This window comes from Dolichospermum sp. DET69 (assembly GCA_017355425.1).
GTDB lineage: Bacteria > Cyanobacteriota > Cyanobacteriia > Cyanobacteriales > Nostocaceae > Dolichospermum.
Window position 1 is genome coordinate 3,638,737 of sequence record CP070233.1, and the last position, 15,766, is coordinate 3,654,502.

Annotated in this window: 15 protein-coding genes and 2 pseudogenes; 12 read left to right on the top strand and 5 right to left on the bottom strand. The window is 40.1% G+C overall.

The window, feature by feature from the left end:
- Nucleotides 1-607: 607 nt before the first annotated feature.
- The 4 genes and pseudogenes from EZY12_16565 to EZY12_16580 all read left to right on the top strand — a co-directional run bounded on the left by EZY12_16565 (nt 608) and on the right by EZY12_16580 (nt 4,410).
- Nucleotides 608-1,267: pseudogene (locus EZY12_16565) on the top strand (sodium:calcium exchanger).
- Between the two features lie 51 nt (nt 1,268-1,318).
- Nucleotides 1,319-1,612, top strand: a pseudogene (locus tag EZY12_16570) (hypothetical protein).
- A 192-nt stretch (nt 1,613-1,804) separates the two neighbouring features.
- Nucleotides 1,805-2,731, top strand: coding sequence for a calcium-binding protein (locus EZY12_16575; protein ID QSX70705.1), 927 nt, complete (start codon nt 1,805-1,807; stop codon nt 2,729-2,731).
- A 542-nt stretch (nt 2,732-3,273) separates the two neighbouring features.
- A complete protein-coding gene (locus EZY12_16580) occupies nt 3,274-4,410 on the top strand; it encodes a quinone-dependent dihydroorotate dehydrogenase (protein ID QSX66423.1) in 1,137 nt (378 codons plus the stop codon).
- 50 nt (nt 4,411-4,460) lie between these two features.
- Here the strand turns inward: EZY12_16580 and EZY12_16585 are convergent, their stop codons facing one another.
- Entirely contained in the window at nt 4,461-5,201 is a 741-nt protein-coding gene (locus EZY12_16585) for a hypothetical protein (protein ID QSX66424.1), read from the bottom strand.
- Between the two features lie 331 nt (nt 5,202-5,532).
- Between EZY12_16585 and mreD the strand changes: the two genes are divergently transcribed.
- Together mreD and ribD are read left to right on the top strand one after the other, a co-directional pair.
- The gene (mreD, locus tag EZY12_16590; protein ID QSX70706.1) at nt 5,533-6,150 is read left to right on the top strand and encodes a rod shape-determining protein MreD; all 618 of its coding nucleotides are present in this window, start codon (nt 5,533-5,535) and stop codon (nt 6,148-6,150) included.
- 5 nt (nt 6,151-6,155) lie between these two features.
- Nucleotides 6,156-7,325, top strand: a complete 1,170-nt coding sequence (ribD, locus tag EZY12_16595; protein QSX66425.1) for a bifunctional diaminohydroxyphosphoribosylaminopyrimidine deaminase/5-amino-6-(5-phosphoribosylamino)uracil reductase RibD — start codon at nt 6,156-6,158, stop codon at nt 7,323-7,325.
- 16 nt (nt 7,326-7,341) lie between these two features.
- Here the strand turns inward: ribD and EZY12_16600 are convergent, their stop codons facing one another.
- On the bottom strand, nt 7,342-7,560 hold the full coding sequence (locus EZY12_16600) for a hypothetical protein (protein ID QSX66426.1): 219 nt from the start codon (nt 7,558-7,560) through the stop codon (nt 7,342-7,344).
- 450 nt (nt 7,561-8,010) lie between these two features.
- On the opposite strand from EZY12_16600, the gene EZY12_16605 reads away from it, so the two are divergent.
- The 3 genes from EZY12_16605 (at nt 8,011) to EZY12_16615 (ending at nt 11,146) form a co-directional block, all read left to right on the top strand.
- Nucleotides 8,011-10,179, top strand: coding sequence for a DNA phosphorothioation-associated putative methyltransferase (locus EZY12_16605; GenBank protein QSX66427.1), 2,169 nt, complete (start codon nt 8,011-8,013; stop codon nt 10,177-10,179).
- A gap of 254 nt (nt 10,180-10,433) precedes the next feature.
- Nucleotides 10,434-10,703: a hypothetical protein gene (locus tag EZY12_16610; GenBank protein ID QSX66428.1), complete on the top strand. Its 270-nt coding sequence runs from the start codon at nt 10,434-10,436 to the stop codon at nt 10,701-10,703.
- Nucleotides 10,703-11,146: a type II toxin-antitoxin system VapC family toxin gene (locus EZY12_16615; protein ID QSX66429.1), complete on the top strand. Its 444-nt coding sequence runs from the start codon at nt 10,703-10,705 to the stop codon at nt 11,144-11,146. Before EZY12_16610 ends, EZY12_16615 begins: the two co-directional genes overlap by 1 nt.
- 132 nt (nt 11,147-11,278) lie before the next feature.
- Here EZY12_16615 and EZY12_16620 read toward each other — a convergent pair whose 3' ends face one another.
- From EZY12_16620 to EZY12_16630, 3 genes are all read right to left on the bottom strand, one after another.
- Nucleotides 11,279-11,629, bottom strand: coding sequence for a DUF1257 domain-containing protein (locus EZY12_16620; GenBank protein QSX70707.1), 351 nt, complete (start codon nt 11,627-11,629; stop codon nt 11,279-11,281).
- A gap of 142 nt (nt 11,630-11,771) precedes the next feature.
- Nucleotides 11,772-13,283, bottom strand: a complete 1,512-nt coding sequence (locus EZY12_16625) for an AAA family ATPase (protein QSX66430.1) — start codon at nt 13,281-13,283, stop codon at nt 11,772-11,774.
- 120 nt (nt 13,284-13,403) lie between these two features.
- The gene (locus EZY12_16630) at nt 13,404-13,751 is read right to left on the bottom strand and encodes a hypothetical protein (GenBank protein ID QSX66431.1); all 348 of its coding nucleotides are present in this window, start codon (nt 13,749-13,751) and stop codon (nt 13,404-13,406) included.
- A 309-nt stretch (nt 13,752-14,060) separates the two neighbouring features.
- Here EZY12_16630 and EZY12_16635 point away from each other — a divergent pair, with 309 nt between their 5' ends.
- The 3 genes from EZY12_16635 (at nt 14,061) to EZY12_16645 (ending at nt 15,627) form a co-directional block, all read left to right on the top strand.
- Nucleotides 14,061-14,624 (top strand): dynamin family protein, encoded by a 564-nt coding sequence (locus EZY12_16635; protein ID QSX66432.1) that lies wholly within the window; start codon nt 14,061-14,063, stop codon nt 14,622-14,624.
- A 34-nt stretch (nt 14,625-14,658) separates the two neighbouring features.
- On the top strand, nt 14,659-15,096 hold the full coding sequence (locus EZY12_16640) for a hypothetical protein (GenBank protein ID QSX66433.1): 438 nt from the start codon (nt 14,659-14,661) through the stop codon (nt 15,094-15,096).
- An 87-nt stretch (nt 15,097-15,183) separates the two neighbouring features.
- Complete coding sequence (locus EZY12_16645) at nt 15,184-15,627, top strand: DUF29 domain-containing protein (protein ID QSX66434.1); 444 nt, start codon at nt 15,184-15,186, stop codon at nt 15,625-15,627.
- The last annotated feature ends 139 nt before the right edge of the window (nt 15,628-15,766 follow it).

Sequence of the window (15,766 nt, forward strand, 5' to 3'; positions counted from 1 at the left end):
ACTAGCCAGTCAGTTGTCGTCACAAGAAGACTTTAAGATTGATGGTAACTGGGTTGTTTGGGTAGATAGAACAACAAATAGTAATAGTTATTATTCTAGTTCTAGTTCCACATTGAAACTCTACAATGGAACTTCAACGGTAACACTAAGTAATTCCTTCCCTTTTTATGACGATTCTCCTTATTCTGACAGCAATTTTACGGTTGCCAATAACAAGGTGGCATGGGTAGGCACTAGTAATAGTAATAATAGCAGTAATCGTGATATCTTTCTTTACGATGGCACAACAACCACCCAAATTACCACGAGTGGTGGTTATTATTATTACTCACCTTATTACTCACCTAACTTAACCATTGTTGGCAATAATGTTCTGTCAATACAAAACAATGACTTATACATTACCCAACCTTCAACAAAGCCTGGTCTAAGTATCAATAGTGTCACAGTAATAGAAGGGCAAACCTCCCCACAAAATGCGGTTTTAACCGTCACCCTTTCTGCGTCCAGTACAACTACTGTAACTGTCCAATATGCCACTGGCTACTCCTATTCAGGAGGCTACACTGCTTCTCCGGGTTCTGACTACACTACCACTACAGGTGCACTGACCTTTAACGCTGGGGAAACCACAAAGACTATTAACGTCCCCATTTTGGATGATAACTATTCAGAACCTGATAAAACCTTTAGCGTCACACTTTCCAATCCTACGGGTGCTGTGTTGATACCAGGGCAAAATATAGGCATAGTAACTATTAGTGACACTTTACAATCTAGTGCTACTACTACTCTACCCGCAGGTGTAGAAAACCTGACCTTGACCGGAACTGGGAATATTAACGGCACTGGCAACATTAACAGTAACACTATCCGGGGCAACAGCGGCAATAATATTATTGATGGTGGAGCAGGAGGTTATGATACCTTACTTGGAGGCGCGGGTGACGATACTTACATTGTAAGTGGTAATTCTTTTATTGGCGTTAATATTACTGAAAATGCCAATGAAGGAACTGATACTGTCCAGTATTCTTCTGGTACAAGCCCTTTTGCTTTAGGTAGTTACACATTAGGAGCTAACCTAGAAAACCTCACCCTTACTGGTACGAATGGTATAAGTGGGTATGGCAATGAATTGAATAACGTTATTACAGGTAACAGTGGTAATAACTCCCTGTATGGATACGGTGGTAACGATACATTAGATGGTGGATTAGGTACATACGGTGGTAACGACTCAATAAATGGTGGATTAGGTACAGATATTTTGATTGGAGGCGCGGGTGACGATACTTATATTGTAACAGGTAGTAATATGTATACGTATGGTAATGCTACTGTTACTGAAAATGCCAATGAAGGAACTGATACTGTCCAGTATTCTTCTGGTACAAACCCTTTTGTTAGTTACAGTTACACATTAGGAGCTAACCTAGAAAACCTCACCCTCACTGGTACGAATGGTATAAGTGGGTATGGCAATGAATTGAATAACGTTATTACAGGTAACAGTGGTAATAACTCCCTGTATGGATACGGTGGTAACGATACATTAGATGGTGGGACTGGAAGTGATTATTTGTCTGGCGGTGCAGGTAATGATACTTACATTGTTGACAATATTAGTGATTCCATTTACGAAAATGCCAACGAAGGTACAGATACAATTCAGTCTAGTATCACCTTTAGTATTCCTAGTATTCCCACCATGTTTGGTACTGACATGTTGACAAACATCGAAAACCTGACTTTAACGGGAACAACCGCAATTAACGGTACTGGCAATGCAGGTAATAACGTCATTACTGGTAATACTGGTAATAACATCCTAGATGGTGGATTAGGTACAGATACCTTGATTGGTGGTGCGGGTGATGACATTTATATTGTTGATACCAGCACTGACACGATTACCGAAAATGCCAACGAAGGTACAGATACAATTCAATCCAGTATCACCTTGAGTATTGCCACTTTGACAAACATCGAAAACCTGACTTTAACGGGAACAACCGCAATTAACGGTACTGGTAATGCAGGTAATAACGTCATTACTGGTAATACTGGTAATAACACTCTAGATGGTGGATTAGGTATAGATACCTTGATTGGTGGTGCGGGTGATGACATTTATATTGTTGATACCACCACTGACACCATTACCGAAAATGCCAACGCAGGTACAGATACAATTCAATCTAGTATCACCTGGAGTATTGCGACCTTGACAAACATCGAAAACCTGACTTTAACGGGAACAACCGCAATTAACGGTACTGGTAATGCAGGTAATAACGTCATTACTGGTAATACTGGTAATAACACCATAACTGGCGGTAGAGGAAAAGATACTCTAACCGGAGGACTGGGAATAGACCGTTTTGATTACCGTAATTTAGCCGATTCTGTCTTCAGTAGTTTTGATGTGATTACAGACTTCAATGCTACTGCTAATAATGATTTATTCCTTGTTTCCACTGCCCGCAGCGTATTTTCCAATGTGGGATCTGTGGCAACACTGAATACAACGGAAATTGCAGCTAAGTTAACCAATACTGCTTTTGTAGCTAACTCTGCTGCTCAATTTACCTTTGGTACTGGTGCTAATATCCGTAGTTTTGTCGCTATTAATGATGGAACAGCAGGATTTAGTGCTGCTACTGATGCTATTATTGAGGTGACGGGCTTAACGGGGACTTTAGCATTAGCTAATTTTGTCACAGTTTAGCTAATAGACATCAGGTGAATATTTAATGTGCGTAACCTGAAACCCTTGTAGAGACGTTCCATGGAACGTCTCCACCCTTGACCGGAGATGGCGCAAAATATCTCTGAAATTCTCTTTGGTTTGTGACTTGTGCGTAAGTCCTATTATTTTCTGAAATTCCCTAATTTAATTGACTGATACTTTTAACCGAGACATTCCCCGACATCTGAGATATCGTGAATATCCAGTATAACATCACCAACTGAGTTAGTGAAGGTGGTATCCCACATTGCCCACAGAACATAATTCTAAGGCTCTTGATTGTCTATCAACGAGTTCAATACCCAAATTTTCTCTAGAACTACCAAGTTTTCTAAGGAAAGGTTTATTTTCTTTGTAGCCATTCAAGTCTATTCGGAACCATTACAGTTACTCAAAATATTTATTGACTTTAAATTAACTACAAAACTCTCGTATACATATATAGTATTATGAACCTATTGTCGGGAAATGTCAATAGATGCCTGAAGATTTGATGTCCTATTCTTTACTCCTAACCTAAATTGGATATTTATAAAGCATTAGTTGGTCATTTTTTATTTACTCTGGTGAAAACAGACCCAGAGTGGTTACACAAACAAACTATTAGTAGTCTTAATTGGTTGGCAAAAACCAGCTATTATCCGGCTAATAATTGTTTAAATCATCTCCTTTACCAATCTTTATCTCTCCAGAACCCACGACTAGAACAAACTATACTGGGAATGAAATTTCCCAATCCCTTGGGTTTAGCGGCTGGATTTGACAAAGACGGTGTTGGCGCTAGTTTGTGGCATAATTTTGGGTTTGGTTTTGCTGAATTGGGTACTGTTACTTATCACCCCCAACCGGGAAATCCCCCCCCTCGGTTATTTCGTTTACCTTTAGATCAAGCGGCACTTAACCGGATGGGTTTTAATAATTCTGGTGCAGTCGCAATGGCCGCAAGATTAACAGCGGCAAAACAACATTTGATTCACCCAATCCCAATACCGATAGGAATAAACTTAGGTAAATCCAAGATAACACCTTTGGAATTAGCAGCCCAGGATTATCTAGAGAGTTTTCGATTACTGAAGGATTTGGGTGATTATTTTGTAGTTAATGTTTCCTCTCCCAATACACCGGGATTGCGATCGCTCCAGGATGCTACCATGCTCAGTCAAATCTTAGATATGCTACAGCAGGAAAACATCGCACAGAAACCCATATTTGTGAAGATAGCCCCGGATTTAGAATGGGAAGCAATATCTGACATTATTAATCTGGCTAAAACCTACCAAATTGCCGGTCTAATTGCTACCAATACCACCATCAGCCGAGAAGGACTCAAAACCCAAATCATTGAAAAAACTGGTAAATCCCCCCAAGAAGAAGCGGGAGGAATTAGCGGAAAACCAGTGCGCGATCGCTCTACGGAAATAATTCGCTACATTTACCAACAAACCCAAGGGCAAATGCCCATTATTGGTGTAGGTGGTATATTTACCGCTGAAGATGCTTGGGAAAAAATCACAGCCGGGGCTTGTCTGGTTCAAACTTATACAGGCTGGATATATGAAGGACCAATGATGGTACGCCGTATTCTTGCCGGTTTATTAACTAAACTCGAAGAAAACGGCTTAACATCCATCAGTCAAGCGATTGGGATTAGTCCGTAGGGGCGCAGGGACTGCGCCCAGTAGTCAGTGCTAAAACTATTCCCTATTCCCTACTCCTCAATGGGGAAAAACTCCTTAGACTTACGAGAATAAGACCAAGCGATACCATCAGGATCACGGCTACGACACCAATCGGCAAAATCTGGGTCATTGCGTCGTTTGTAAACCGTACTGGAATAGACATTTAGCCGTTTGGCTAATTCAGATTGAATCAGCGAACCAAAAACTAACTGTTCTTCTAGAGGTTTTTTAACTTCCTCATGGGTAGGGGCAGGTAAGGATTCCGATTCCGATTCAAATTTAGGTTGCGCTTCCTCCTCCTGGAGTATTACTGGAGGTGGAGCTAAAAACGAACGGGCAATTTTAGTAACTGGTTGAGCCGGAAGTTTTTCTAGCAATTCACTACTATCAAGAATATCGCCGAGAATACTGGCATTAATAAAGTAGTACGATTGTTCCTCATTTTCAGAACCTAGTACACTAGCACCAAATTCCTGAGCCTTACCATCTAAATAGCGTTTTGCCACCTGTCCCGAAAAATTACCCTTGATTGCCAAATCCATTGGTGTAATTTTTCCCTGGTTTTCCCGAATCAAGTCATAAAAAAGCGGGTTAACTTGGTTGCACCACTTTTCCCATCTATATTGCTGCCAAAGATTGAAAACCATCAGCAGCCCTAAGATTAGCAGTAAGACTTTCCAGGTATTCACCAAGAAAACAATCACAAACGATATCGGCAAAATTAGAACGAGAAAACTTTTCCCGTAATTTTCTATGGTTTTCTCACTCATGCTCATTTTTGCCAAGTGAATTTTTACAAAATAATATTTCTATATTGGCAAAAATTTGGCCATTTGTTTGTATTTTTTGGCAAAATTTTTGGCAATTATTCGACAAAACCTCCTAATTTCAGGTAAAAGTGACATATAACACTAAGAAAAAAATTTTTTCCTAGCCCTTGGTTATCAGCTACAAAAAATTAGATTTAGTCAGACTTGCTCCACAAGGATTAAAATTAAGCGATGATAGTCCATTGAATATTCTTTATTTTATTTAGTTTTGAGTAAGTTTTTTAGAGCAGCTTCAGCAGATAATAACCAATCACTAATCATTTATCAAAATATGAAGATACCTGGATTTCCTGGGAACAGAGCTAAAAAAGCAGCTTCCTCTGCCCGAAAATCCTTTTTTTTAATTCCGCCATTAGCTCTTTGGCATCCTTGGTGGCATCAATTTATGGATTCTGCGGTAACATTTTTAACTGTAATGCTATGTTTACTAATGTTGCCAACTCGGTTTCCCGGAATGGAATTATTAGGCATAGGCCCTAACTGGCTACTCATTTGGGTAGTGGCTTGGAGTGTCAATCGCTCCGTATTTTCTGCTATGCTATCGGGAATAATTTTAGGGCTATTGCAAGACGCAATGACATCACCAGATCCAACTCATGCCTTGGGTTTGGGAATAGTCGGAATGTTAACTGCTCTGATTCAAAAGCAGCGGTTTATTCAAGAAGACTTTATTTCTATTGCTTTAATTGTATTTGGCATGGCTGTGGTCGCAGATACTATTTTTGCTGTGCAGTTATCTTTAACAGGAAATCGTCATGCAGCCAGTATTTGGACATATTACCAGCGTGCTACCTTAGCCTCGGCAATTCTGAGTAGTTTATGGGCGCCTGTGGTTTATTATCCTCTTAATCGCTGGTGGCAGCAGATGAAATTAATTCGTAATTCGTGAGTCAAATGGATAATTTTTCCGGAGTCTCTCCAACATCTGTATCTTTACCCCAAAACAATCAATTTGTAGTCAAAGAAATGGTCTGTAATAACTTTGACTCTCAGATGATGCTGCGGTGTGTGGAATTAGCTCGCACTGCCTTGGGACGGACTTCACCAAATCCCCTGGTGGGGGCGGTGGTTGTTCAAGATGGAAAGATTGTGGGGGAAGGGTTTCATCCCCGTGCTGGTGAACCTCACGCCGAAGTTTTTGCCCTCAGAGCAGCAGGAGAACGGGCGCGAGGAAGCACTATTTATGTGAGTCTTGAACCTTGTAACCACTATGGACGCACTCCTCCCTGTTCTGAAGGGTTGATTAATGCTGGTGTATCTAAGGTGGTAGTGGGGATGGTTGATCCTAATCCCTTGGTTGCTGGTGGTGGGATTGCGCGGCTCCGGGCTGCTGGTATAGAGGTGATAGTTGGAGTAGAGGAATCGGCTTGTCGGCGATTAAATGAAGGTTTTATTCATCGTATTCTCTATCAACGACCTTTAGGGATTTTGAAATATGCTATGACCTTAGATGGCAAAATCGCCACTACCGCTGGTCATAGTGCTTGGGTAACAAATCAAGATGCTCGCACTGAGGTTCATCAATTGCGAGCTGCTTGTGATGCTGTAATTGTTGGTGGGAACACGGTTAGACAAGATAATCCTTATTTAACTAGCCATCAAGTGGAGGCTCATAATCCCCTGCGAGTGGTGATGAGTCGTAGTCTGAATTTACCAGAACAAGCTCGCCTATGGGATATTCAGGAAGCTCCTACTTTGGTTGTAACGGAAGTTGGGAGTTCAGAGACTTTTCAAAAAATGCTGCGGCAGAAAGGGGTGGAAGTGGTGGTATTTAATTCACTCACACCAGAAGCAGTTATGGGTCATTTATATAAGCGGGGTTTTTGTAGCGTGCTATGGGAATGTGGTGGTATTTTAGCAGCTAGTGCGATCGCTCAAGGCGCAGTTCAAAAAATTATGGCATTTATCGCGCCTAAAATTATTGGTGGCGATTATGCTCCTACACCTGTGGGAGACTTAGGTTTAACTAATATGACTCAAGCCTTATCTTTGGAGCGGGTAACTTGGCGTGTTGTCGGTTCTGATTGCTTAGTGGAAGGTTATTTAACACCAAAAATTACATAAATAAAATAGATACCAACTATGATTGTTGGCGTTCATAAGCTAAATCACGAATCAGACTCAGCCGAGATTGAATGTAGTCACAAAGAAAATTAATTTCATGGGCATCTAAGAAAGCTTGATTAGTGATTTGTTTGAGTAACCACTGTACCAAACTAGCATCATCAAGCTGTAAGAGTGTTACTGTGTGAGTGGCTTCAACTATAGACCAAAACTGACGCATGATTGTGGGAGTCATTAGACCTCTATGTTAATCATTAATTTAGTTATTTCTCAGATTACACAATTTTAATATTGATTGACTGCATAAATATATAACAAGATATAACTATTATTAAAAATTTAACAAGTGAATAAATATCTTGCTAAAAATGAAGAAATGTCAAGTTATATAAATTAACAAAAATTTACTTCATCTCCATAAAGCTTATTACAAACAGTTAGAAAATTGTGTAATGGGTAATTGGTAAAAATATTGGTTATTGCTGCTTTCGTTAAGCCTTTCACTCTTTTGACTGAAATTTATCAAGACAATAACCAACTACTCTAGGACACAGACAAAAGTGAGGAGTAGGGGTTTGAGATGTTTTTTACCTTTCTCCTCAAGTTTATTAACTTCCAATTTGAGATTTTTTATATTAAAGTAAATGTAACCAGGTTATCTATATTTTTACAAGATGACAAAGTAATGGTTCAACCTGATAACATAAAAAATACAGTTGAGGAAAATCTCTCAACATTTCATTCTCTTGATTTGAGTAACATCATTCAATATTGCCAAAACAATTCTGTTGGCAAAATGTTACCTGATGCTTTTTACATTCATATTTTAGCATTACATACTCTTGATCCTTGGCTTCAGGAATATGAAAGCCACGCCCGGACTTGTACTAAGCGAAGTCAAACTAGTGCTTTACCTAAAGTTCAATCGGCAACCTTAGTTAAATTTAGCACTAATAAACCAAAAATTTCTTATCTATTTTATCCTAATTTTGATACTGATGCCCATCCGACTTTACAAGTTAGTATTCAGGTTGATTTAGAAACTCTAGAAGTTGGTTATCGGGATTACAGCAACTCGGAAAATCCCCCCATTCTTCACCGTAAAGAAACCTTTGTGACTCCAGAATATCCCCTCTATGCAGAATTTGCGGCTTTAACTCGCGCTCAAGTTGCTTTAGGTTTACTTAATCATCCTCAAGGGATTGGGACTAAGTTAGGCTGGGAACAACGGTTACAAGTTTATGGTGTGGAAATTCAAGGACACCGCTTAATCAAACGGGAAAATAGTCCGATACCTACAAATATAGTTCCCAAAATAGAGCGTCACAAAGCTGCTATTATTCGTCCTGATTTATCCCGTCCTGTGCGGTTAGCATTGGAATCAAGCTTATTTAGTCCAGAAGCCACCTTTTTTGATTATGGTTGTGGACATGGTGGAGATGTTAACCGCATGGCTGACCAGGGTTATATAAGTTGTGGTTGGGACCCTTATTATGCGCCAGATACGCCTCGGATAGCTGCGGATATTGTGAATATTGGTTTTGTGATCAATGTGATTGAACATCAGAGCGAGCGCCGGGAAGCTTTGATACAAGCCTGGGAACTGACGCAAAAGGTGCTGTTAGTAGCCGCTCAAGTGTTGATATCTGATATTAAGCGGGGTGTAATTGCTTATGGTGATGGCATCATCACCAATCGTAACACATTCCAGAAATATTATGAACAGGAAGAATTAAAAGTTTACATTGATCAAGTGTTAGGAGTGGATGCAATTCCTGTGGCTTTGGGGGTTTATTTTGTGTTTCGAGATGAAGCGGAAGCTGAGTTATTTCGCGCTTCTCGGTTTCGTTCCCGGGCGACTACTCCGAGAATCCGTCTTTGTGTGCAGCGGTTTGAGGAATATCAGGAATTGTTAACGCCGTTGATGAATTTTCTGACGGAACGGGGACGAATGCCTATTAAGGGGGAATTGCCTCAAGAAGCGGAAATTGCTGCGGAATTTGGGAGTTTACGCAGAGCCTTTAATGTGATTATCCAGGCAACTGATTCGGAAGAATGGCAAGCGATCGCTGATAAACGCCGTCAAGATTTGATGGTATATTTAGCATTATGTAATTTTAGCCGTCGTCCGCGATTAGGACAATTAGCTCCCGCAGTACAAGAGGATATTCTGGGTTTATATAGTAGTTATAAACAAGCTTGTATAGATGCAGATTTAATGTTAAAAAGTTTGGGAAATACAGAATTAATTATTAAACGTTGTCTAGAAAGTAAAGTAGGCAAAAAATTAGCTAATTCTCTTTGGGTGCATATTTCTGCATTACAAGCGGTTGATCCTTTATTACGTCTTTATGAAGGTTGCGCGAGTCGGACTATTGGACGGTTAGAAGAAGCAAATGTGATTAAGTTTCATTTGAAAACAGCGAAGATTTCCTATTTATTTTATCCTGATTTTGATATTAATCCGCATCCAATTTTATCAAAGGTGATGACAATTGATTTGCGAGATTTGCACGTTACTTATCAAGATTATGATCTGGAAGATGACCCACCAATTTTACATCAAATTGAGGCTTTAGTTACTGCTGATTATCCTCAGTATGAGAAGTTTGTGAAGTTAAGTTATCAAGAAGAAGATAGAGGACTTTTGGATAATTGGAAAAGTATTAGTCGTCTTTCTGGCTGGAAAAAATGTTTAAAGGAAAATTATACTGTAATCAATGGTTATAAGTTAGGTTGGTGTAAGGATGTGGATGCTTATAAGTTGAAGCTGCTTAAAGCTGCTGCGAAGACTCGACAAGGAAATAGGCTGAAGTTGCTTAAGTCTAAAGAGGGTGAGGTTTTGGAGGAGTGATCTCTTTGTCTACCGTAGCGATCGCTTCTGTGTCAATTTTCATAAAGTAGTCTTTGTTGCCTAAGTCTCATTAGTCGAATATTAGACATATTATCCTGTTAATTACCCATATTTAAGTATATTGGAAGTAAATCTAGATAATATAATAGAACTATTGACAGTTTTAACAGTAACTTAGGTATGAATTGAGTTTTAATAGTTACTACGTCTTACTGCCAGAAAGTTTTTATTTCCATACTTCCCTAGTACCCCCCATGACCACCATTAAAGAAAAACTCATTGCGTCAATTGAAAATGCACCAGAACCTATTCTGGGACAAACCCTCGACTATCTCGAATATCTCAAAACCAAAACAAATGCTTCTGCTATTAAATCAAGCAGTATTCCTGTACAAGATGGAGAACCAATATTACGCGGATCTAAAGCCAAAGATTTACTACAATTTGCTGGAACTTGGCAAGGTGATGACTTTGAGAAATGTCTCCAGCTTGTTTATGATACCCGATCTGAAGCTGAATTCTGATGTATCTTTTAGACACTAATCACTGTAGTCGCATCATCTTTGGTGAAACTAATCTTATCCAACAGCTAGAACTCCACAGCGAAGCCGGCGTTGCTACTAGCGTCATTGTCCGTGGAGAATTACTTTACATGGCAGCCAAATCTCAACAAACAGCCGCCAATATCCAACAGGTGAAAGCTTTTTTAAACAGCATTGATCTCTACCCTATTAATTTATCAATATCAGACATTTACGGCGATCTCAAAGGCAAACTTATTAATACATTTGGTCCTAAAGAAAAAGCAGAACGGCGAAAATTTAATATCCAAACTCTAGGCTTTGGAGATAACGATCTTTGGATAGCGGCTACCGCCATCCACTATAATTTAACTATAGTTTCCACAGACAATGATTTTCGACGTATTCAGCAAGTTTCCCCTTTTGTATTAGAGTCCTGGATTTAAAATGTGTACTCAAATCACAAAATCCTGTACATCCTCAAATCCTGGATATCCTGATTCAGACAAAAAAAAAGCGGGCTAACCGCTTATTAGAAGGTTAACCCGTTTCGCTTTGGGAATGCGCTAGAGAAATTGTTACTGCAAGACTAACTTAACGTTAGCGTTTTGCAGACCGCGCTGTTTTACTTCAGCCAAAGTCTTGTTAACGGCATATTTTTGATTAATGGAGTTGATCAACTCGGTCTGGTTGTGCTTCTTAGCAACACCCCAAAGGTCAGCAATGAGGTCAAAAGAACCGTCACTGTTGCGAGACCAACCTAAATCGTACTCGCCTTCCAATACGGCAACGATGTCGGAACGGAGACGCTGACCGTTATAACCACGAACATCAGCTTCAGTCTTTACGCTGATACCTAAATCGCGCAAAGAAGATTTGAGAATTTCGGCATCGGTGATCTTGGTACGCAGAGTGCTAAAGTGAGACATTTGGGTTTCCTCCAATAAGAAGATTGATGAGAAAAACGACAACGGTTCTTTTTCAGCCAAGCCGCATGATTTGGGAACGGCTTTTTTCTATTTGTTAGCCTTATGACTAACCTTTCCCCCCTGACATGGCAGAGGAAAGCTTTTAAAACTCCATGCGCTGATATTCAGCAACAGAGGAGGCTGCGGGTCTAGCACGCTGTCTGGCCCAGTCTCGTAAGGCTGTGACCTGTTCTTGCATCGTTCGTGACAGCGGCAAAGTAGACTTCAATGCAGCAATAATATCTAATTGGGTGAACTCCCGATCTTGGGCAAAGGCTTCATACATAGCTGCCACTATCGCTTGTTCAATTTCTGCCCCTGAAAAGCCATCTGACATTTTTGCTAGTTGTTGTAGATCAAATCTAGCAATATCTTCCCGGCGTTTAGTCAGGTGAATACCAAAGATATCCTGACGTTCTTCAGGTGTGGGCAGATCCACAAAGAAAATTTCATCAAAGCGCCCTTTCCTCAAAAACTCTCCAGGTAGGCGTTCTACGCGGTTAGCAGTTGCCATTACAAACACTGGAGATTTCTTTTCTTGCATCCAAGTCAGGAAAGAGCCGAAAATTCTGTTTGATGTCCCCCCATCAGAATCGCCTGAACCACCGCTACCCGCAAAGGATTTATCCAACTCGTCGATAAACAGAATCGTTGGGGAAATTGATTCTGCTGTTTTTAGGGCGTTCCGCAGGTTAGCTTCGCTCCGACCCACCATTGAGCCGTCGTATACCCGCCCCATGTCTAACCGCAAGATTGGTAAACCCCACAAACGGGAGGTAGTTTTGGCAATGAGTGACTTACCACAACCGGGAACACCAAGAATCAACATTCCCTTTGGTTGGGGCAACCCATACTCTCTCGCTCTTTCTGTAAAGGCGTTAGAGCGTTGGGTAAGCCAGGTTTTTAATTCTTCCAAGCCCCCAACAGCATCAATGGTTTCATCTTCTTCGATGTACTCCAAGATACCGTTGCGACGGATGAGTTGTTTTTTCTCGGATAAAACGATATCAACTTCATCTTCCGTCAATCGCCCAGTTGTTACCTGTGCTTTCCGGTAGACTTTCTCAGCTTCATCTTTAGTTAGACCTAAAGCGGCTCTGAGAAGCTTTTCTCGCGCCTCGGTTGTTAGCCGTCGTCCACGATTTTGCTCTTGATGGGCAGTTAAAACCTTATTTAACTCAGCCATATCAGGCAATTGAAAATCTAAAACAACAACTTCTTTTTCTAGTTCAATCGGAACTTGCTGCATGGGAGACATTAAGATAATGTTCTTTTGCGTTCCTTTAAAACTAGCGATCGCGTCCCGGAGCGATCTAGTTGTTGCTGGCGCATCAATAAAGGGATGTAAATCTTTAAGAATAAATATACTGGGTTCTTTTTGCCGAATAATCCAATCAATCGCTGCTTCGGGAGAAACAGTATTGTGTTGAGTAGTATTCCGGGGTTGACCGTACTCGACGATACCGTGAGTTACTGTCCAAATAAATACTCGTCTTGGGGGTTTTAACTCTTGGGAGACTTTAAAAATTGCCTGCTCTGCCCGCTCTTCCTCGGAGGTCACAAGGTAGATTAGAGGGTATTGAGCTTGAATTAAAATATTGAGCTCTTCTTTCATACTATCGACCTACTTGAGACCTTATAGAGACAGTACCGATTAGCGATAGCCTGGCTTTAAGCCATTCAGCCATAGCGTGGCCTTAAACCATACTATAGATTAATCATTCTTAATTCCTATCTAGCAAGGAACTAATTCTTCCTCACCCTTGGGAGGAGTTTCATCTTTTTCTCTACTATCAATAGATAGAGGGTTTTGACCAATTACTCCTGGTTGATTGCCCAAGTTCAGTAGTTCACCATCACGTAATACAAGTGAAGTTTCGCAAGTGGGACAGGAATAAACCCGGTGAGTTCGACCATGTGAAGACGCTTCTATCTCTTCTACTATTTCTGAGTTCATCAGGTAGAAATTAAGCGCACGTTCAGCAAGGTCTGACATCGGTTCTGAGTCAACAGCAGAACGAATTTTTAGTCTTCTGTGCAGTTCCGGTGATAAATATAACGTAACCTTTTGCTTAGTTTGCATACAACTTTCTAGTGGTCTTACCCGGGTATGTAAACCACCTTATCGGCTTTTTTCTTAGTTGTCAAGATGGTAAAGCGTTTTAACGTTGATTTTGTTACATTTCGTAATGTAGCTAGGATTTTGTCTGATAGCGTAGCGTGGCGCAAGCCATATCAGGATGTCTAGGATTTAGGGATTTTCAGGATTTTTGTGGGGATTTGGATTTTGTCTGGATATATTTCACAAAGTGGTATGTACTCTTTGTGATAATCTGGTGAAAATATTATCTGCCGTCGTTTAGCTTCGTCCTGTGCCGTTTTAAGATTATTGTTGACGATTGTTGCTCCAACCAGTGCGGGTAAGTCTACTATTATTAATGCGATCGCTGGACAGGATTTATTACCTAGTCGTAATGATGCGATGACGGTTTTACCTACGGAGATTGTTTTTTCTCGTGAGGTAACTCGTCCTAAGTTGATTCTGGATAAGGCTTTGATGACGCTTTTGCGAGAGGTTTGGCGACAATTACATCAGAAATTGCAACGAATTGGTTTAAAAGAAGCTGTTGAACAGGCTACTAAAAATGATTTTCCCCGCGAGAATGTAATTAGGGAAATTTTGAACAGTAGTTCTGTTTCTTCTCAATCTGAGGTGGAAGAATCAAATAGTATTCAAGCTGAATTAATCAGAATAAATGATCTACTGCGGTTGTGCGGTATTTTTGGTGTAGCTACAGATTTTTTGTCTTCCTTGTCTGAAATTCCTCGGATTGAAGTTCCTTTTCCGCGACAATTATCATCTCTAAAAGATTCGGGTTTGGGGACTTTGGCACTGGTGGATACCCCTGGACCTAGTGAGGATAAGTCTATGAACTACCCCATCTTACTTCGTTGAAGATGGGGTTTCTACATCCCCTTAAATTTAGTGAATGTTGTCGAGGATAGACTACGAACGATTAATCACCAAAGGTAAAGACAGCCAACTGCGTCAAAGTATAAGCGATAGAATACTTGCAACGGACAACACAATCCCCGATAACCATTTTTCATTAATCGAACTCCTCAACCTTTCATATAGCGAAACATCCCCAGAAAACCAAGAACTTGCCGGTTATTTGTTGGAAGTAGAATCTATTTGCGAACAAAGACTAGGGAAAACTCTCTATTTATTTACCCTTGGGAAAACCCTAGAATTAGCCCAACTACCCAAACAACAACAGCCCCAAAATCTAGCCCAAACCGCCTTTGAATTATGCCGTAACTACCCCAATGTGATGATTTATCCGACTACCAGCAAAAGAGAATTTGTGGAACGCATTGTCAATGAAACTGCAAGCGATAGGCTCAATTTAATAACATTAGTCTAATCGCCCTTCGTAGGTTGGGTTGACAAAAGGAAACCCAACATTTCTAGACAAACAATATCCCCTCTAAAATTATTAGGAGAATAACCTATGACCACGAGTCTGTATGAAACCGACTTTAATCTTTGGATAGAACAAACTGTTAACCAACTCAAAAATGGACAAATTCAAGACCTAGACCTAGAAAACCTAATTGAGGAAGTTCAATCAATGGGGAGCAATGACAAACGGGAAATTAAAAGCCGATTAATTGTTTTAATCATGCACCTATTAAAGTATAAATATCAACCAAAAAAGAAAACAAAAAGTTGGACTTCAACTATAATAACCCAAAGAAATGAACTCGAATTAGTCTTAGAAAACAGTCCTAGCTTAAATCCATTCCTTAAAGACAATATATCCGAGTGCTATCAGAAAGCACGAAAAAACGCCGCCAGGGAAACAAAACTACCCTTAACTACCTTTCCCCTAGAATGTCCCTTCACCCCAGAGCAAATCATAGACTCCGATTATTTCCTAGACACAAACGCTTAATACAAAAGCAGTATTGCTGATTTCAGAGGACTAATTTTAGCTTCGTAGGTTGGGTTGACAAAAGGAAAACCAACATTTCTACACAAACAATATTCCTTTTTCAAAATGAATTAATACCATTATCATTGAATTTGTTGGG